This is a genomic window from Pseudomonas wadenswilerensis (genome assembly GCF_024749185.1).
Lineage (GTDB): Bacteria > Pseudomonadota > Gammaproteobacteria > Pseudomonadales > Pseudomonadaceae > Aquipseudomonas > Aquipseudomonas wadenswilerensis.
In genome coordinates, this window is sequence record NZ_CP087191.1 from 1,340,389 (window position 1) to 1,356,875 (window position 16,487).

The 16,487-nt window shown below is 60.8% G+C and carries 15 protein-coding genes and 2 tRNA genes; 9 read left to right on the top strand and 8 right to left on the bottom strand.

Features of this window, described 5'->3' with window-relative positions; translation table 11 throughout:
* Window positions 1–45: 45 nt before the first annotated feature.
* The 4 genes from LOY45_RS06125 to LOY45_RS06140 all read right to left on the bottom strand — a co-directional run bounded on the left by LOY45_RS06125 (window position 46) and on the right by LOY45_RS06140 (window position 4,492).
* Window positions 46–1,341, bottom strand: a complete 1,296-nt coding sequence (locus tag LOY45_RS06125; RefSeq protein WP_134063962.1) for a virulence factor family protein — start codon at window positions 1,339–1,341, stop codon at window positions 46–48.
* The gene (gene mprF / locus LOY45_RS06130; RefSeq protein ID WP_258578867.1) at window positions 1,341–3,983 is read right to left on the bottom strand and encodes a bifunctional lysylphosphatidylglycerol flippase/synthetase MprF; all 2,643 of its coding nucleotides are present in this window, start codon (window positions 3,981–3,983) and stop codon (window positions 1,341–1,343) included. Before mprF ends, LOY45_RS06125 begins: the two co-directional genes overlap by 1 nt.
* A gap of 224 nt (window positions 3,984–4,207) precedes the next feature.
* Window positions 4,208–4,284, bottom strand: a tRNA-Met gene (locus tag LOY45_RS06135).
* Between the two features lie 131 nt (window positions 4,285–4,415).
* Window positions 4,416–4,492: transfer RNA gene (locus tag LOY45_RS06140), tRNA-Met, on the bottom strand.
* Between the two features lie 218 nt (window positions 4,493–4,710).
* Here LOY45_RS06140 and dinB point away from each other — a divergent pair.
* The gene (gene dinB, locus LOY45_RS06145; RefSeq protein WP_115088318.1) at window positions 4,711–5,775 is read left to right on the top strand and encodes a DNA polymerase IV; all 1,065 of its coding nucleotides are present in this window, start codon (window positions 4,711–4,713) and stop codon (window positions 5,773–5,775) included.
* Window positions 5,776–5,820: 45 nt separating this feature from the next.
* Here the strand turns inward: dinB and LOY45_RS06150 are convergent, their stop codons facing one another.
* The 3 genes from LOY45_RS06150 to LOY45_RS06160 form a co-directional block, all read right to left on the bottom strand.
* On the bottom strand, window positions 5,821–6,774 hold the full coding sequence (locus tag LOY45_RS06150) for a hypothetical protein (RefSeq protein WP_115088317.1): 954 nt from the start codon (window positions 6,772–6,774) through the stop codon (window positions 5,821–5,823).
* 18 nt (window positions 6,775–6,792) lie between these two features.
* The gene (locus tag LOY45_RS06155; protein ID WP_115088316.1) at window positions 6,793–8,508 is read right to left on the bottom strand and encodes a proline--tRNA ligase; all 1,716 of its coding nucleotides are present in this window, start codon (window positions 8,506–8,508) and stop codon (window positions 6,793–6,795) included.
* A gap of 170 nt (window positions 8,509–8,678) precedes the next feature.
* On the bottom strand, window positions 8,679–9,959 hold the full coding sequence (locus LOY45_RS06160) for an OprD family porin (RefSeq protein WP_115088315.1): 1,281 nt from the start codon (window positions 9,957–9,959) through the stop codon (window positions 8,679–8,681).
* A gap of 295 nt (window positions 9,960–10,254) precedes the next feature.
* Here LOY45_RS06160 and LOY45_RS06165 point away from each other — a divergent pair, with 295 nt between their 5' ends.
* From LOY45_RS06165 to LOY45_RS06175, 3 genes are all read left to right on the top strand, one after another.
* Window positions 10,255–10,512, top strand: a complete 258-nt coding sequence (locus LOY45_RS06165) for a hypothetical protein (protein WP_148708569.1) — start codon at window positions 10,255–10,257, stop codon at window positions 10,510–10,512.
* Between the two features lie 255 nt (window positions 10,513–10,767).
* Entirely contained in the window at window positions 10,768–11,193 is a 426-nt protein-coding gene (locus LOY45_RS06170) for an HIT family protein (RefSeq protein WP_115088314.1), read from the top strand.
* A 3-nt stretch (window positions 11,194–11,196) separates the two neighbouring features.
* Window positions 11,197–11,403 carry a SlyX family protein gene (locus tag LOY45_RS06175; RefSeq protein ID WP_038996659.1) on the top strand — a complete coding sequence of 69 codons (207 nt, stop codon included), beginning with the start codon at window positions 11,197–11,199 and terminating at the stop codon, window positions 11,401–11,403.
* A gap of 62 nt (window positions 11,404–11,465) precedes the next feature.
* Here the strand turns inward: LOY45_RS06175 and LOY45_RS26860 are convergent, their stop codons facing one another.
* A complete protein-coding gene (locus tag LOY45_RS26860) occupies window positions 11,466–12,053 on the bottom strand; it encodes a cold-shock protein (protein WP_115088312.1) in 588 nt (195 codons plus the stop codon).
* A 298-nt stretch (window positions 12,054–12,351) separates the two neighbouring features.
* On the opposite strand from LOY45_RS26860, the gene LOY45_RS06185 reads away from it, so the two are divergent.
* The 5 genes from LOY45_RS06185 (at window position 12,352) to LOY45_RS06205 (ending at window position 16,450) form a co-directional block, all read left to right on the top strand.
* The gene (locus LOY45_RS06185; protein WP_115088311.1) at window positions 12,352–12,825 is read left to right on the top strand and encodes a Dps family protein; all 474 of its coding nucleotides are present in this window, start codon (window positions 12,352–12,354) and stop codon (window positions 12,823–12,825) included.
* 243 nt (window positions 12,826–13,068) lie between these two features.
* The gene (locus LOY45_RS06190; protein ID WP_115088310.1) at window positions 13,069–13,398 is read left to right on the top strand and encodes a ribbon-helix-helix domain-containing protein; all 330 of its coding nucleotides are present in this window, start codon (window positions 13,069–13,071) and stop codon (window positions 13,396–13,398) included.
* Window positions 13,399–13,491: 93 nt separating this feature from the next.
* Complete coding sequence (locus tag LOY45_RS06195) at window positions 13,492–13,713, top strand: FmdB family zinc ribbon protein (protein WP_045193542.1); 222 nt, start codon at window positions 13,492–13,494, stop codon at window positions 13,711–13,713.
* A gap of 93 nt (window positions 13,714–13,806) precedes the next feature.
* On the top strand, window positions 13,807–15,582 hold the full coding sequence (gene aspS / locus LOY45_RS06200) for an aspartate--tRNA ligase (protein WP_115088516.1): 1,776 nt from the start codon (window positions 13,807–13,809) through the stop codon (window positions 15,580–15,582).
* Between the two features lie 121 nt (window positions 15,583–15,703).
* Window positions 15,704–16,450, top strand: coding sequence for a YebC/PmpR family DNA-binding transcriptional regulator (locus LOY45_RS06205; RefSeq protein ID WP_115088309.1), 747 nt, complete (start codon window positions 15,704–15,706; stop codon window positions 16,448–16,450).
* Window positions 16,451–16,487 lie beyond the last annotated feature (37 nt).

A 16,487-nucleotide genomic window follows, 5' to 3' on the forward strand; every position in this document is an offset into this window, starting at 1 on the left:
TGCAGCTTGAGGCTGACAGCTTGCAGCTGCGCGCCGGGGCGCGCTTCAATCCTGCTCGGCGACGCGGGTCTTGCCCTGGCGGTTCTCGATGTCGCCAATCAAGCGCTTGGCCAGCGCCGGGTAGTTCTCGTCGAAGTGATGCCCGCCGGGTAGCTTCAGGCGCTCGCCGACGGCAGTGTGGTCGGTACAGCCGCTCTCGTCTGCCTCTTCCTCGCCATACACACAGACCACCTTGGCGGCTGGCAGCCTGGCCATTTCCGGGCCGGTCGGCGCTTCTTTACCGGCATTGCCCAGCCAGCCCTCGACCTCGATCTCGAAGCTGCCACTGCGGGCAAAGGCCAGCAGGATCACTGCATCGATGCGCTTCTGGTCTTCGGCCGGCAAGCGGTTGTAGATCGCCGGCAGCACGTCGGCGCCGAATGAGTAGCCTGTCAGCACGAAGCGTTTGGTCCCCCATTTCTGCCGGTAGTGCTGCATCAGTTCCGAAAGGTCGATAGCGCTCTGTTCCGGGCTCTTGTGCTGCCAGTAGTAACGCAGGGTGTCGATGCCGACCACCGGGTAGCCGAGCTTGGCCATCTCACCGGCCACGTCGCGGTCCAGGTCACGCCAGCCGCCATCGCCGGAGAGGAACAGGGTCACGGTATCGGTGGTTTGCCCGGCCGGCACCTCGACCACCGGGATGCTCATGGCGTTGCCATCGTCGCCGACCAGCGCCTGGGTCAACTGGGCCTTGAGCACCTGCGGCAGGTGGATGTCGTAGTCGCTGATGCTGGTCTCGGCATTCGGCTGATCACGCACGAAGGCCGCGCTGGCGTCATCCGGGTTGTCGTTCCAGGCCACGCTCCAGTGGCCGTGGGCGGCAGACTTGGGCAGTGGCGTGGCGCAGCCGGGTTGCTCCAGATTGAAGTCCACCGAGATTGCCTGGGCCTTGTCATCGCTTTGGCTGGCCAGCCAGCTCCAGGCCTGGGCCGCGCCTGGGCCGATACCGGCAACCAGCGTCGGAGCGCCCTTGAGTTGTTGCAGGGCCTGCTGCATGGCCTGTTGCTGCTTGCTGCAATCGGCGGGTGGGAGGATCAGCTGGACCAGCTGCGCTTCGCCGCTCTGGCTCAGGTCAAGCAGTTGTTTCTCGCTCAGGGCCTGGTCCTGGGGCACGGCGATGGCGACTCGCGCCTTGGCACGGGTACCTGGGTTGACCCGGATCAGGCTGCTGCCATCAGTCAGGCTCAGGTGCTCCAGGGTCGCCTCGGGTGCCGGGCGGGTCCATAGCCAGAAGCCAAGGGCTGTGGCCAGCAGGGCCAGCAGCAAGGGGATCAGTACATACAGCCAGTAGCGTCGAATCATCAGCGTTTCACCAATCCAGTCAGGCCGCCTGCGATCAGGGCGGCAGTGTCAGCCAGTGCCACCAGTGGATCGAGTCCGGCCGGCACGGCCATGTAGCGGGGTTCCCAGTCCGGCTGGAACTTGTCCTTGAAGCGACGCAGGCCCTGGAAGTTGTAAAGCTGCTCGCCGCGCTGGAACACCATCGAGCCCAGGCGCTGGGTCAGTGGCGCGCCGCGACGTGGTTGCAGGCCGGAAAGCGGCACCATGCCGAGGCTGAAGCGCCCATAGCCGTGCTGCTTATAGTGTTGGATCAGGCCGATCATCATGAATTCCATGGTCAACTTCGGCGCTTCGGGGTGGGCGCGCATCAGGTCGAGGCTGGCCAGTTCCAGGCTGCGGGTCTCCAGCAGGTTGGCAAAGGCCACCGGGCGGCCCTCGAAGCGGATCAGGGCAATCCGGAAGTGCTGCAGGTACTCTGGGCTGAAGCGACCGAGGGAGAAGCCTTTCTCGCGCACGTTCTTGCCGCTGAGCCAGGCATCGGAAATGAGTTTGAGCTCATCCATCGGCGCCTGGCCTGGCTCGTGCACCTCAAGGCTGAGCCCGTCGCGGCCACCGCGGTTCCAGGTGTAGCGCAGGTCTTTCATTTCCTTGCCCTTGGCTTCGAGGTCAAAGCGCTTGAGATCGACCCGGGCTTCTTCGCCCAGTTTGATCGCGGTCAGGCCGATGTCCATATAGAAGGGCAGGTTCTCGGCCCGGACCTGGTAGAACACCGGGCGGGCGTGATGTACGTCGCACAGGTCGCGGAACTGCCAGATCATTTCTGCACGCTCGTGGGCCGGCCCGATGGGGTCGTATAGCGCCACCAGGCTGCGCCCGCGCCGGGCGTACATAAGGAAGGCATCGTCGTTGGGGTGGAACAGCAGCGCCTTGTCGCCGGTCAGTGCCAGGCCGCCGTCGGGTTGGTCGGAGGCCTGCAGGATAGTGCTGGCCCGTTGCAGTTCTTCGGCCGACGGTAAGTGGATCACCGGACGTGCGGTGCGCAGCAACCAGGTCAGGGCGACGATCACCAGCAATACCGCGCTGCCCAGGGCCGAGCGCAAACCGCGCGGGGCATCGGCGTCGAGGGTGAACTGCCACCACAGCTGATGGCTGTAGGGCACGTCCTGGTACGCGAACAGCAGCAGCCACACCGACGCACCCAGGACGCAGGCGCTGGCCGCCAGGTAGACCGGCGAGAACGGTAGCTCGAGCAAGCGGCTGGGTCGGTAGAAAGAGCGCCGGAAGACGGCCAGCAGGCACGCGGTCAAGGTCAGGATGCTGGCCTCTTCCCAGTCAAAGCCTTTGAGCAGCGAGAGCAGGGCGCCGACCAGTAGCAGGATGGTGGTCAGGATCCAGGCGGCCGACAGGCGCCGCCGCAGGCCCTGGGCCAGCAGCAGGCACAGCACGCCAATCAGGCTGGCGCCGAAGTGCGAGGCGTCGATCAGTCGGTGCGGTACGAGAAAGCCCAGGTGTTCCAGGCGTCCGTCGATTTCCGGGGTGGCGCCAGAAAACAGCAGCACCACGCCGGACAAAAATACCAGTACCGCCAGCACCGGTGCCGCCAGCCCGGAAGCAGCCCTGATCGCCTGTTGGGCAAACAACAGGCGCCGGGCTTCGCTGGCGAGCAGCAGAATGCAGGCCAGCAGCAGCGGCAACACCACATAGATCAAGCGATAGAGTAGCAGTGCGGCGGCCAGTGGCGCAGCGCCGAGCTTGTCGGCAAAGGCCGCCAGCAGGATCGCTTCGAACACCCCGACACCGCCGGGCACATGGCTGAGTACCCCGGCTGCCAGCGCCAGCAGGTAGACCAGCAGGAAGGCACCAAACGGCGGTGCTTGCGGCAGCAGCAGGTAAAGCACGGTGGCGGCAGCGGCAACGTCCAGGGCGGTAATGAACAGTTGTAGCAGGGTCAGGCGCGTGCCCGGCAAGCGCAGGGTGCGCCGGCCTGCCTGCACCAGCAGATTGTCCGCCAGTGGTTGTTCGGGCAGCCGTCGGCGATAAAGTCCGTAGACCAGCGCCGCACTCAAGCCAAGCACGGCCAGGGCAATCGTTGCCAGCAGCGCAGGCGAGAGGTGCAAGGCTGCAGCGGCAGCCGGCAGATTGCTCAAGGTCGCCAGGGCCGCGAGAGGCGGCAGGGCACAACCGAGGGAAAGGCTGGCGAACAGGGTCATCCGGGCGACTTCGGCGGCGCCTATGCCGTGACGGGCGTATAGGCGATAGCGCACGGAACCACCAGACAGTAGCGACAGGCCGATAGCGTTGCCGATGGCAAAGGCGCTGAAGCCGCCCATCACCAGAGTACGCGGCGGTAACTGGACGCCGGCGTAACGGCTGGCTGACCACTCGTAACCAAGCAGGATGACGAAGCCGACGACCGTGGCCATGACCGCACCCATCAGCGAAGTCGGGGGCACGCTGAGCAGTGAGTCATGCAGGGCATAGATGTCCAGCTCGCTGAGCAGATGGCGGCAGGCGATCAACGCCACGGCAAACAGCAGCAAGGTCACACCCAGGCCGATCGGCTGGCGGTATTTGCTCAGCCGTTCGAGCCAGCGCAGGCGATGCTCGGCATTGGGCAGTGCGGTAGTAACAGGAGCTTGTGTTTCGGGCGTCTGGGCGCGCATCAACCACCTCGTGGCTTGCGCGCGGCAGGAAGGTTGTATCCGGTCAAAGTACCAATCCCTTTGGAAGCGTAATGTCCGATATGATCGGGCCGCTGAGTGCCTTGAGGATAGTTAAAGAAGTTTCATATTGCCCCGGGTGGGAAGGGGGCAGGCGAGGAGGGCGAATGGTCGAACGAGCAGATGCAAAAAAGGCCACTTTTTTCAAAGTGGCCTTTTCTGTTGTTTGGTTGCGGGAGCCGGATTTGAACCGACGACCTTCGGGTTATGAGCCCGACGAGCTACCAGACTGCTCCATCCCGCGTCTGTGGGGCGGATTCTACAGCGTTGAGCTTGGCTGTCAACGCTTAATTGTTGATTTACAATAAAAAATTACCTGGCACTTTATTCCGGGCAAAGAAAAAGGCCACTCGTGAGAGTGGCCTTTCCTGAATCTGGTTGCGGGAGCCGGATTTGAACCGACGACCTTCGGGTTATGAGCCCGACGAGCTACCAGGCTGCTCCATCCCGCGCCTGTGGAATGAGATTCTACAGTTTTGCCCGGAGCTGTCAATAGCCTGTTTACAGAAATCCTTTCTCCTTCAATCGCTTAGCGCACCTGAAAAGGGCTGCAGGGCAGCAAGGGCGGGCCTCGCAGGGGATCCGGGGGTGAATGAATTAGTTGTGATGCGTGGGGCGCTATCGGGTGAGATACTGCTTACATCACTTTAAACCTGTTCTTACGCTCCCTATGTCTCAACGCAAGATCATCCATATCGACTGCGATTGTTTCTACGCCGCCATCGAAATGCGCGACGATCCGCGCCTGGTCGGACGGCCACTGGCGGTGGGCGGCTCGGCGGAGCGGCGTGGGGTGATCGCTACCTGCAACTATGAGGCGCGGGCGTTCGGGGTGCGCTCGGCGATGTCCTCGCGTCATGCCCTCAAGCTGTGCCCGGACCTGTTGATCGTCAAACCGCGCATGGATGCCTATAAAGAAGCCTCGCGGGAAATTCACGGGATCTTTCGCGAGTACACCGATCTGATCGAGCCACTGTCGCTGGATGAGGCTTACCTGGATGTGTCGGACAGTTCCTGGTTCGCCGGCAGCGCCACGCGGATTGCTGCAGATATTCGCCGGCGGGTTGCCCAACAGCTGCATATCACCGTGTCGGCCGGTGTCGCGCCGAACAAGTTCCTGGCCAAGATCGCCAGTGACTGGCGCAAGCCCAATGGCCTGTTTGTGGTTACCCCGAATGAAGTCGAAGACTTCGTTGCCGCTTTGCCGGTCAGCAAGCTGCACGGGGTAGGCAAGGTCACCGCCGACAAGATGGGGCGCCTGGGCATTATCAATTGCCTGGAACTGCGCGACTGGAGCCGCCTGGCCCTGGCCCGTGAGTTCGGTAGCTTTGGCGAGCGGCTGTGGGGGCTGGCGCGGGGCATCGATGACCGTCCGGTACAGAATGACAGCCGTCGTCAGTCGGTCAGCGTGGAAAATACCTACGACACCGATCTACCGGACCTGGCCAGTTGCCTCGAAAAACTCCCAGAGCTGATGGAAACCCTGGCCGGGCGCATGGCACGTATCGATGACAGTTATCGCCCGGGCAAGCCGTTCGTCAAAGTGAAGTTCCATGATTTCAGCCAGACCACCCTTGAGCAGTCGGGGGCGGGGCGTGACCTTGGTGGCTATCAGCAATTGCTCAGCCAGGCCTTTGCCCGTGGTGGCAAGCCGGTGAGACTGTTGGGGATCGGCGTGCGCTTGCAGGATTTGCGCGGTGCCCATGAGCAGCTGGAGCTGTTCACTCAGGAGTGAGGAGGGCAGCGCCAGCAGGCTGGCGCTATCCGGGTGTAGCGAAGGTCAGTGCGCGCCGGGGTCGGCAACCAGGCGGCCAGCGTCCTTGGTCAGTGACTTGAGGAACTCCTGTTGCAGCTCCGGATCGTTGCGGGTCAGCTCGATCAGGCTCTGCTCCAGTTCACTGGCTTCTTCTTCCAGGCCCAGCTCCGACAGGCGCTTGACCCGATGCACCCACTGGCTGACTTCATCGTCTTCCAGGTCGTCAAAAATCAGTTCGTGGGCTTCCACCAGTTTGCCGCGCAGGCTGGCGCTGATCAGCAGGCTGGCATCGCCACGCACGTTGTTGTCTTCATCGACTACCTGCAGATGCAGGGTGCCGATGTGGGTCAGGTTCTGCTCGCTGAACGGGCTGTCGAGCAGGTTCAGGTGCAGCACGCCATTTCGGTCGGTGGTCAGCTCATGGTCCATCTTGCCGGCCTTGACCGATACCGGCCGCTCGCTCCAGGGCACACTGGTGTATTCCTGGCGCTTGTCCTTTTGCACTTCGGTGATGCCCGCCAGGTTCTGCTGGGCACGGCCGTTGGACTGGGCGTTCATGAACGGGTTGAGGCCGTCGAAGCCATAGCTCAACCAGTCGTGGGTAACGCTGTCGGGCAAGTTGCCCAGGGCAAAGACGTTGACCACGTTGGCGCCGACACCGGCCACCACCGCCACCGCGCCCAGCGGAATCTCATAGACTTCGCGCCAGGGCTGGTAAGGCGTGTAGCGATCATAACGACGGGTGACTTCAAACTCGGTGACTTCGAAGTTCTTCTGTTCGTGGATGCGCACACGCCGTTGCGGCAGCTCGAGTACCTTGGGGTCCCCGGCATCGATCTGCAGGCTGTGTTCGAGCAGCTTGCGCTCGATGCGTTCCTCATGTTCGCTGCGCTGTGACATCTGGTTGGCGCAACCGCTGAGGAACAGGGCGCCGCACAGTGCGGCGCCCCCCAGGTTGATGGTACTTCGCTTGAACATGATTACTCTTGCGTTGGCTTAGCGACGAATGCGGGCTTGCAGGAACGACAGCACCTCGGCCACTGGCAGCGGCTGTGCGTCACGCTCGGTGCGGTGCTTGTATTCCAGGTTGCCGTCGGCCAGGCCGCGATCGCTGACCACGATGCGGTGTGGAATGCCGATCAGTTCCATGTCGGCGAACTTGATCCCCGGGCTGGTTTTCTTGTCGCGGTCATCCAGCAGCACTTCGAAACCGGCGGCGGTCAGTTCGGCATACAGCTTGTCGGTGGCTTCGCGAACCTGCTCGGTTTCGTAGCGCAGCGGTACCAGGGCGATCTGGAACGGTGCCAGGGTATCGCTCCAGATAATGCCGTTGTCGTCGTAGTTCTGCTCGATGGCCGCGGCAACTACGCGCGATACGCCAATACCGTAGCAACCCATGCTCAGGGTCACCGGCTTGCCGTTCTCGCCCAGGACCTGGCACTTGAGGGCTTCGCTGTACTTGGTGCCGAGCTGGAAGATGTGCCCGACTTCAATACCGCGCTTGATCACCAGGGTGCCCTGGCCATCCGGGCTCGGGTCGCCTGCAACGACGTTACGCAGGTCGGCCACTTGCGGAACCGGCAGGTCGCGCTCCCAGTTGACGCCGAAGTAGTGCTTGTCGTCGATGTTGGCGCCGATGCCGAAATCGCTCATCAGGGCGACCGAACGGTCGATGATGCACGGCAGCGGCAGGTTCAGCGGGCCAAGGGAGCCGGCGCCGGCGCCAATGGCGTTGCGCAGTTCTTCATCGGTGGCCATGACCAGCGGGCTGGCAACCTCTGGCAGGTTGGCGGCCTTGATTTCGTTCAGTTCGTGGTCGCCACGGACGATCAGGGCAATCAGCTTGCCCTCTTCGGCGGCGTGGACGATCAGGGTCTTGACGGTCTTTTCGATCGCCAGGCCATAGTTCTCGACCAGTTGGGTGATGGTCTTGGCGTCCGGGGTGTCGACCAGGCGCAGCTCTTCGGTCGGCGCCAGGCGCGCGGTTTCCCGCGGGATGGCCTCGGCCTTCTCGATGTTGGCGGCGTAGTCGGAGCTGTCGCTGAAGATCACATCGTCTTCACCGGACTCGGCCAGCACGTGGAATTCGTGGGAGTAGCTGCCACCGATCGAGCCGGTGTCGGCCTGCACCGGGCGGAAGTCCAGGCCCAGGCGGGTAAAGATGTTGCTGTAGGCCAGGTGCATGCGATCGTAGGTTTCCTGCAGGGAAGCCGGATCGGCATGGAAGGAGTAGGCGTCCTTCATGATGAACTCGCGACCACGCATCAGGCCGAAGCGCGGACGGATCTCGTCACGGAACTTGGTCTGGATCTGGTACATGTTCAGCGGCAGCTGTTTATAGCTGTTGAGCTCGTTACGGGCCAGGTCGGTGATGACCTCTTCGTGGGTCGGGCCCACGCAGAACTCGCGACCGTGACGGTCCTTGAGGCGCAGCAGCTCGGGGCCGTACTGTTCCCAGCGGCCGGACTCCTGCCACAGCTCGGCAGGCTGGATGGCCGGCATCAGCACTTCAAGGGCGCCAGCGGCGTTCATTTCCTCGCGGACCACGGCTTCGACCTTGCGCATTACCCGCAGGCCCATCGGCAGCCAGGTATACAGGCCGGATGCGAGCTTGCGGATCATGCCGGCACGCAGCATCAGCTGGTGGCTGATGACGACCGCGTCGGAAGGGGTTTCTTTCTGGGTAGCGAGCAAATATTGACTGGTGCGCATGGTAGGCCGTTGTCGGTTGCTTAAGACTTTAAATGACCCCGCATTGTACGGGGGCGATTCGGTGGCGTACAGGATGCCGGAGCACGAAGGCGTTGTCAGCCCGAATTCAGACAAGAAAAAGCCCGGCAGTGCCGGGCTCTTTCGTACTGGGAATACTGAAAGCCCGAGGCTTACAGGATGCTCAGCGGGTACTCGACGATCAGACGCAGTTCGTCGATGGAGTCCGAACCGTAGTAAACGCCATCGCTGGAGCGATAAGTCGCTTGACGAATGCGGAAGCTCAGGTCTTTGGCCGGGCCTTCCTGCAGGACGTACTTGGCCTCGATGTCGCGTTCCCATTCCTTGCCGTTGTCGGTGGAGGCAACATTGGCGCCGGTACCTTTGACATAACGGGTCATGAAGCTCAGGCCTGGTACGCCGAAGGTGGCCATGTTCAGGTCGTAGCGAGCTTGCCAGGACTTCTCGTCTTCAGCGTTGAAGTCGGAACGGGCGATGGAGTTGGCCAGGAAGATGGTGCCGCCACCGTCAACGCCGTAGCCGTAGTCGCCGTCACCGCTGACTTTCTGGTAGGCCAGGGTGAAGGTGTGCGCGCCAATGTTGTAGGCGCCCGACAGGCTGTACGCACGGTTATCAAGTTTGTCGCCATCGTAGGCGGCATAGTTGGTCGTGCCGTCGCTCTTGGTGTCATAGATGTTGAAGTCGAACACCAGGCCCTGATCGTCGCTGATCGGCAGCGCCCAGTTGACGTTGGCGTAATATTTGCGCCAGTAGTCTTCGACCTTGGAGTAGTAGAGGCTGGTGCTCAGGGAGTCGGTAAAGGCATAAGTGCCGCCGACCACGTCGGCCTGGGTCAGGTGCAGGCTGTCGCGGTTGGTCTGTTCTTGCCCGGTGAGGCTGGTGAAGTGGCCAGCGTGCAGGGTCAGGCCCTTGATTTCGTTGCTGGTGATCAGGGTGCCTTGGGCCATCTCAGGCAGCAGGCGGCTGTCGTCAGTGGCGAAGACTGGCAATGCGGTGAATTGGTCACCCACTTTCAGGACTGTGTCGGAAATGCGGAACTTGACCGCGCCACCGCCCTTGGAATAGTCGTCTTGCGAACGACCGTCGGAGCCGGTTGGGAACAAGCCGGTGCCAGAGGTGCCTTTACCGCCGTCCAGCTTGAGGCCCAGCAGGCCGATGGCGTCAACGCCTACGCCTACGGTGCCTTGGGTAAAACCGGACTCGAAGGTGCCGATGAAACCCTGACCCCATTCGCGGGCATAGCTTTTGGTCTTGCCCAGCGGATTGTTTTCACGGTTACGGAAGTCGCGGCTGAAATAGAGGTTGCGAAGTTTGACGTTCAGCTTGCTGTCTTCAACAAAACCCTTGGACTCATCCTGAGAAGAGGCCACTGCCAATTGCGAGGTGCCGGCTGCAACAGCCAGGGCGATTATGCTCCACTTCATCACGCGCATCGTGATTTGCTCCTTTGGTTTTTAGGAAGAGTACTGCCGTCGCTGTTTGGTTTTTTTATACAGCGCGGCTCTTTCTTTTTGTGTCGGCGAAAATGTATATCACGCTGACCATCGTTGGCGATATGGGCGTTGAGAACCTTTCGGTAACTTTACGGTCATGTCGCTAACAGTTATGTCCTTGTCGCAAATCACGCCCCGGGTTTTCGCGGGCCGTACAACTCCAGCGCTGTTTCAAGTGGATTAAGGATAGGTAAAAATAATCTAGCCCCTGCCCCCGAAACTCCCTGGTTACCCCATGCGGCTGTTGTTATTTGTCGCCGCTCACCGCATCAATGCAGGTGGCGTGCCGACTGTGGCGGATGACAATGCAACAAGCGTGCACAAAATCGAACAGGGTTCACGAAATTTTCACTTTTCTGCGCTCAAGGGCGGTTTGGTGCCGATAAACCGGGGGTCAAAGAACCTTTGGTTAGCCGTCAGCGATCCCGCTGGAATAAGTATAAAAGTTGCCCGTAAAGTCAAAGCGTTACCGCTGAAGGCTAAAGCTGAGTAGTTTGTGGATGTTCGGTGGGCACAGAGCGGACGGACGGCTTCATTTTGGTGCGAAAAGTAGCGTTTCACCGTTCGGGCGGCGTAACACCTGCTCGCCCAAGGACCTTTCGCGGCGAGGCGCGGGGGCAAAGTGGTGCATCTCTTCATTTTATAGGGCAGCAACCAATGCCCTTGAGGCTGAGGAGGAGTATCCTGCTGGCTGTGGCTCACGGTGGTTGCGTGGGCGAGGTTCTGTGCGGTTGTAGGAGATTTCGCTGTGTTTGTTCTGGATCAACGCCTTCAACAAGACACCTTGTGCCTGGGTGACTTTCCTCTTTGTCGTCTGTTGTTGAGCAAGGATGCCAACTATCCCTGGTTTATCCTGGTCCCGCGCCGTGCGGATATCAGCGAATTGTTTCAACTTGATGACAGTGATCAGCAGCAGCTCTGGAAAGAAACTACAGCCTTGGCTCAACTGCTCAAGGACAGCTTTGCTGCGGATAAAATGAATGTGGCGACCCTGGGCAATGTAGTTAGCCAGCTACATATGCACGTCATTGTTCGTCGTCGCACTGATCCGGCCTGGCCGGCGCCAGTATGGGGCAATAAACCTGCGATTGAATATTCGCCGCAACAGTTGGCGGATGTCCGTTTGCGTCTTGCCGAGATATTGGTTGACGACTTTCAGTTCATGGAGGCTTGAATCATGACCCTTGAAGCGCGAGTGACCGAGTTGGAAAGCCGGTTGGCCTTTCAGGACGATACCTTGCTGGCCTTGAACGATGTGCTGGTCGAGCAGCAGCGCGTTGTTGAGCGTCTGCAGCTGCAGATGGCCGCGCTACTAAAGCGCTACGAAGAGATGGTCGGTCAGTACGAAGCCAGCGAAGAAGAAGCACCGCCGCCGCATTACTGATTTCGGGGCGTAAAAAAACCGCGATGGGCAGTGATGCCGTCGCGGTTTTTTGTTTCAGCCGATCAGCGCCGTGGGGCGGCGATCACATCCTCGGCCTGCAGGCCCTTGTCGCGGTTCATTACCGAGAACTCGACACGCTGGCCTTCGACCAGAACCCGGTGGCCTTCGCCACGAATGGCGCGAAAGTGGACGAAGATGTCATCGCCCGAATCGCGGGAGATAAAGCCGAAACCCTTGGAGGTGTTGAACCACTTCACCGTACCGGTATCACGATTGGACATGTCGTACTGGGTGTTCTGGCTACGGTTTGCAGCGCTTTTGGCAAAGCCGGCAATCAGGTGCAGGACGGTGGCCAGCAGGGCGCAGGCCAGGGCCGGCAGGTTACCGAGCTCGGGACGGGCCAGCAGGGTCACGGTCTGCAGGATCACGGCAACAACCAGCAAAACACTGGCGGCGCGTTGCAGTTGCTGGCGGGCGCCCCGATAGTGCTGCGGGAGCACGGGAGCGATGACCAGGTTGAGCAGGCCGAAGAGCGCGAGGAAAATCGCCTCCGGTTGCTGCAGGAAGGGAATGGCTTCGGTTCTGAGGCTGGGTATGAAGGACAGCAGCAAGGCTGCAACGCCCGTCAACAGGTGGACGATCTTGAACATGTTGGTTGGCTCACATTGATAAGGCGGATCACAGGAAGAGCTGACTTCACGGCGCGCACGGGTAAAAAAGCGCAAAAACGTGAAATGGGTCAGCCTATGCGCCCGCGTAATGACAATCGGCGCGGGCGGCACGCTGCCTATTTAACAGCAAAGCCCCGGGGTTCTCAAATCAGCGGCCAACCGTGTGTCGCGTGGGCTGCAGCCCTGTGTCGCAGGCACGAGGCTGCAGCCGGTGAAAACTCTTGGTACAGTGGTTTGTAGCCGCTTGATCAGCAAGCGCCAAGGAAAGGGGAACTGCATGGCTATCGATATCGGTATCAGTGAAGAAGATCGCAAGTCCATCGTGGATGGTTTGTCGCGTCTGTTATCGGATACTTATGTTCTTTATCTGAAGACCCACAACTTTCACTGGAACGTCACAGGCCCGGCGTTCCGTACCTTGCACCTGATGTTCGAGGAGCAGTACAACGAACTGGCCCTGGCGGTCGATTCGATTGCCGAGCGTATTCGCGCCCTGGGCTTCCCGGCGCCGGGAGCGTATTCCATCTATGCGCGGCTTTCCTCTATTAAAGAAGAGGAGGGCGTGCCCGCCGCCGATGAGATGATCAAGCAGCTGGTCGAAGGCCAGGAGGCGGTCACCCGTACGGCGCGCAGCATTTTCCCGCTGCTCGACAAGGTCAGCGACGAGCCGACCGCCGACCTGCTTACCCAGCGCATGCAGGTGCATGAAAAAACTGCCTGGATGCTGCGTTCGCTACTTGAAGGCAAGTGACCGGCTGATTTAACGCGCGTTGTTTGAATGCCCGAGCTTCTATATGAGGTTCGGGCATTTTAGTTGGCACGGAAGCACTTTCCGGTGTTTTCAAGTACCGGGTCCAGCGCCGAGAATTCCTACATTCAGAATAACTGCGTCTGCTGGTGCCGGCGCGAGTCACGGCGCTTTATTAAGGGCAAGTTCCCGTGCGTGCCAAACGTCCGGGTTTGTTTCCCTGTTAAACAGTGGCGTGGTACGACTATGTCGGCATGGATGAATCGCACGGGGCGCGCAGCCAGCGTGCCGCACAAGGATGGCATCGATCCTTTCGAGGCAAATTTCAACATGGGCCTGGCCCAGCCGTTATCGCGTTCGGTACGGCTGAACGGTTTTGCCACCTGTCTGCGCCTTGAGGAGATTTACTGGACCATCCTCGAGCGCATTGCCGAGGCGAACAAATGCTCGGTCAACGCGGTGCTGTCGTACGTTGACCGCGAAGTGCACCTGCGCCATGGCGGGGTGAAAAATTTCAGCGGGCTGATCCGCGTGGTCTGCGTGGTCTATCTGCTGGGGGCAAAGGTGGCACGCTAGTCGGTTGCCGGGCTGCACAGCACTCCTTAACCATATATAATCCCGCGCTTTACTGCCTGAACCAGCCCGCGCTGTGGTTAACGAGACACGCCTATGCCCATGTACGACTATCAATGTGCTTCCTGCAATCATCAGTTGGAAGTCCTCCAGAAGCTCAGCGCCGCGCCGCTGACCGATTGCCCGGCGTGTGAGCAGCCCGCATTGAAAAAGCTGATCTCGGCCCCGGGGTTCCGTCTGGGCGGTACGGGCTGGTACGAAACCGACTTCAAGACCGGTGCGAAAAAGAACCTGGCAGGCGGCGACAAGGCCGACTGAGTTGATTGCACCGGCAGGGTCTTGCACTATTAGCCCTTTGGGGCATCAAGGCCTCCACTGAACATACGAATGACGAGAAGCGAAACCACCATCATGATGCGCAGCCATTATTGCGGCCAACTGAACGAGAGCCTGGAAGGTCAGGAAATTACCCTTTGCGGATGGGTCCATCGTCGCCGCGACCACGGCGGGGTGATTTTCCTCGATATCCGTGATCGCGAAGGCATGGCCCAGGTCGTCTTCGACCCGGATCGCGCAGAAAGCTTCGCCGCCGCCGATCGCGTGCGCAGCGAGTACGTGGTACAGATCACCGGCAAGGTGCGTCCGCGTCCGGCTGGCGCGGTCAACGCCAACATGGCGTCCGGCGCCATCGAAGTGCTGGGTTACGAGCTGACCGTCCTGAACGAAGCGGAAACCCCGCCGTTCCCGCTCAACGAATACTCCGATGTTGGTGAAGAAACCCGCCTGCGCTATCGCTTCATCGACTTGCGTCGCCCGGAAATGGCCGAGAAGCTGCGCCTGCGATCGCGCATCACCACCAGCATCCGCCGCTTCCTTGATGAAAACGGCTTCCTCGACGTCGAAACGCCGATCCTCACCCGTGCCACCCCTGAAGGCGCGCGTGACTACCTGGTGCCGAGCCGTACCCACGCAGGCAGCTTCTTCGCCCTGCCGCAATCGCCGCAGCTGTTCAAGCAGTTGCTGATGGTTGCCGGTTTCGACCGCTACTATCAGATCGCCAAGTGCTTCCGCGACGAAGACCTGCGCGCCGACCGTCAGCCGGAATTCACCCAGATCGACATCGAGACCAGCTTCCTCGATGAGTCCGAGATCATGGGCCTGACCGAAAGCATGATCCGCAAGCTGTTCAAGGAAGTCCTGGACCTGGAGTTCGGCGAATTCCCACACATGACCTTCGAAGAAGCCATGCGCCGCTACGGTTCCGACAAGCCGGACCTGCGTAACCCGCTGGAACTGGTTGACGTTGCCGATCAGCTCAAGGAAGTCGAATTCAAGGTGTTCAGCGGCCCGGCCAACGATCCGAAGAGCCGTGTTGCCGCCCTGCGCGTGCCAGGTGGCGCGAGCATGCCGCGCAGCCGCATCGACGACTACACCAAGTTCGTCGGCATCTACGGTGCCAAGGGCCTGGCCTACATCAAGGTCAACGAGCGCGCCAAGGGCGTTGAAGGCCTGCAGTCGCCGATCGTCAAGAACATCCCTGAGGCCAACCTCAACGTGATCCTCGATCGCGTTGGCGCGGTCGACGGCGATATCGTGTTCTTCGGCGCCGACAAGGCCAAGATCGTCAGCGAGGCGCTGGGCGCCCTGCGGATCAAGGTCGGTAACGATTTCAACCTGCACACCTGCGAGTGGGCACCGATGTGGGTTGTCGACTTCCCGATGTTCGAAGAGAACGACGACGGCAGCTTCACTGCGCTGCACCACCCGTTCACCGCGCCAAAATGCAGCCCCGAAGAGCTGGAGGCCAACCCGGCCACCGCGCTGTCGCGTGCTTACGACATGGTGCTCAACGGTACCGAGCTGGGTGGTGGTTCGATCCGTATCCACCGCAAAGAAATGCAACAGGCGGTCTTCCGTCTGCTGGGTATCGAAGCGGCTGAACAGGAAGAGAAATTCGGCTTCCTGCTCGACGCCCTGAAGTTCGGCGCACCGCCGCATGGCGGCCTGGCCTTCGGTCTGGACCGTCTGGTGATGCTGATGACTGGCGCCCAGTCGATTCGCGAAGTCATTGCCTTCCCGAAAACCCAGAGCGCTGCGTGCGTCATGACCCAGGCCCCTGGCCTGGTCGATGCCAAGGCCCTGCGTGAGTTGCATATCCGTCTGCGCGAACAGCCCAAGGCTGAGTAAGCAGACCCCGGGCGCATCCATATGGATGCGCCTTTGCGTTAAGGCGCATGAATTTCAAGGTCTCGGTCGGGCATGAGCGCGGCCGGGGCGTGGCATTGTTACAAAGGATTCGGAGTGCGTTATGGCTGGTCATTCCAAGTGGGCAAACATCAAGCACCGCAAAGAGCGCCAGGATGCCAAGCGAGGCAAGATCTTCACCAAGTGGATTCGTGAGCTGACCGTTGCCGCCAAGCAGGGCGGCGGCGATCCAGCCTCCAACCCGCGCTTGCGCCTGGCCCTGGACAAGGCGCTGGGGGCGAACATGAGCCGCGACATCATCGACCGGGCGGTTGCACGCGGTGCTGGCACGGCCGAAGCCGACAACGTCGAAGAGCTCAGCTACGAAGGTTACGGCCCGGGTGGCGTGGCGGTGATGGTCGAAGCCATGACCGACAACCGCAACCGGACCGCAGCGGCTGTGCGCCATGCGTTCAGCAAGTGCGGTGGCAACCTGGGGACTGACGGCTCGGTGGCCTATCTGTTCGAGCGCAAGGGCCAGATCAGCTTTGCCGCCGGTGTCGACGAAGACGCGCTGATGGAAGCGGCGATGGAGGCCGATGCCGACGACGTGGTCAGCAACGAAGATGGCTCGTTCGAGGTCTTCACCTCGTTCAACAGCTTCTATGCCGTGCGCAATGCCCTGGAAGAGGCCGGTTTCAAGGCAGCGGACGCGGAAATCGTCATGCAGCCGACCACCAGTGCCGAACTTGACCTGGACGGCGCGCAGAAGGTGCTCAAGCTGATCGACATGCTTGAAGACCTGGACGACGTGCAGAACGTCTACTCCAACGCCGAGATTCCTGACGAAGTCATGGAACAGCTCGGCTAGTCTCAAGTTGTTCATTCAGGTGGGAGCGAGCTTGCCT

What these genes read in the sequence shown, in the direction of transcription:
- LOY45_RS26860 (WP_115088312.1), bottom strand. Translation starts at nt 12,053, where the DNA reads ATGTTCAAGATCGTCCACCTGTTGACGGGCGTTGCAGCCTTGCTGCTG.
- aspS (WP_115088516.1), top strand. Translation starts at nt 13,807, where the DNA reads ATGATGCGCAGCCATTATTGCGGCCAACTGAACGAGAGCCTGGAAGGT.
- dinB (WP_115088318.1), top strand. Translation starts at nt 4,711, where the DNA reads ATGTCTCAACGCAAGATCATCCATATCGACTGCGATTGTTTCTACGCC.
- LOY45_RS06165 (WP_148708569.1), top strand. Translation starts at nt 10,255, where the DNA reads ATGCGGCTGTTGTTATTTGTCGCCGCTCACCGCATCAATGCAGGTGGC.
- mprF (WP_258578867.1), bottom strand. Translation starts at nt 3,983, where the DNA reads ATGCGCGCCCAGACGCCCGAAACACAAGCTCCTGTTACTACCGCACTG.
- LOY45_RS06185 (WP_115088311.1), top strand. Translation starts at nt 12,352, where the DNA reads ATGGCTATCGATATCGGTATCAGTGAAGAAGATCGCAAGTCCATCGTG.
- LOY45_RS06195 (WP_045193542.1), top strand. Translation starts at nt 13,492, where the DNA reads ATGCCCATGTACGACTATCAATGTGCTTCCTGCAATCATCAGTTGGAA.
- LOY45_RS06150 (WP_115088317.1), bottom strand. Translation starts at nt 6,774, where the DNA reads ATGTTCAAGCGAAGTACCATCAACCTGGGGGGCGCCGCACTGTGCGGC.
- LOY45_RS06190 (WP_115088310.1), top strand. Translation starts at nt 13,069, where the DNA reads ATGTCGGCATGGATGAATCGCACGGGGCGCGCAGCCAGCGTGCCGCAC.
- LOY45_RS06155 (WP_115088316.1), bottom strand. Translation starts at nt 8,508, where the DNA reads ATGCGCACCAGTCAATATTTGCTCGCTACCCAGAAAGAAACCCCTTCC.
- LOY45_RS06160 (WP_115088315.1), bottom strand. Translation starts at nt 9,959, where the DNA reads ATGCGCGTGATGAAGTGGAGCATAATCGCCCTGGCTGTTGCAGCCGGC.
- LOY45_RS06175 (WP_038996659.1), top strand. Translation starts at nt 11,197, where the DNA reads ATGACCCTTGAAGCGCGAGTGACCGAGTTGGAAAGCCGGTTGGCCTTT.
- LOY45_RS06205 (WP_115088309.1), top strand. Translation starts at nt 15,704, where the DNA reads ATGGCTGGTCATTCCAAGTGGGCAAACATCAAGCACCGCAAAGAGCGC.
- LOY45_RS06125 (WP_134063962.1), bottom strand. Translation starts at nt 1,341, where the DNA reads ATGATTCGACGCTACTGGCTGTATGTACTGATCCCCTTGCTGCTGGCC.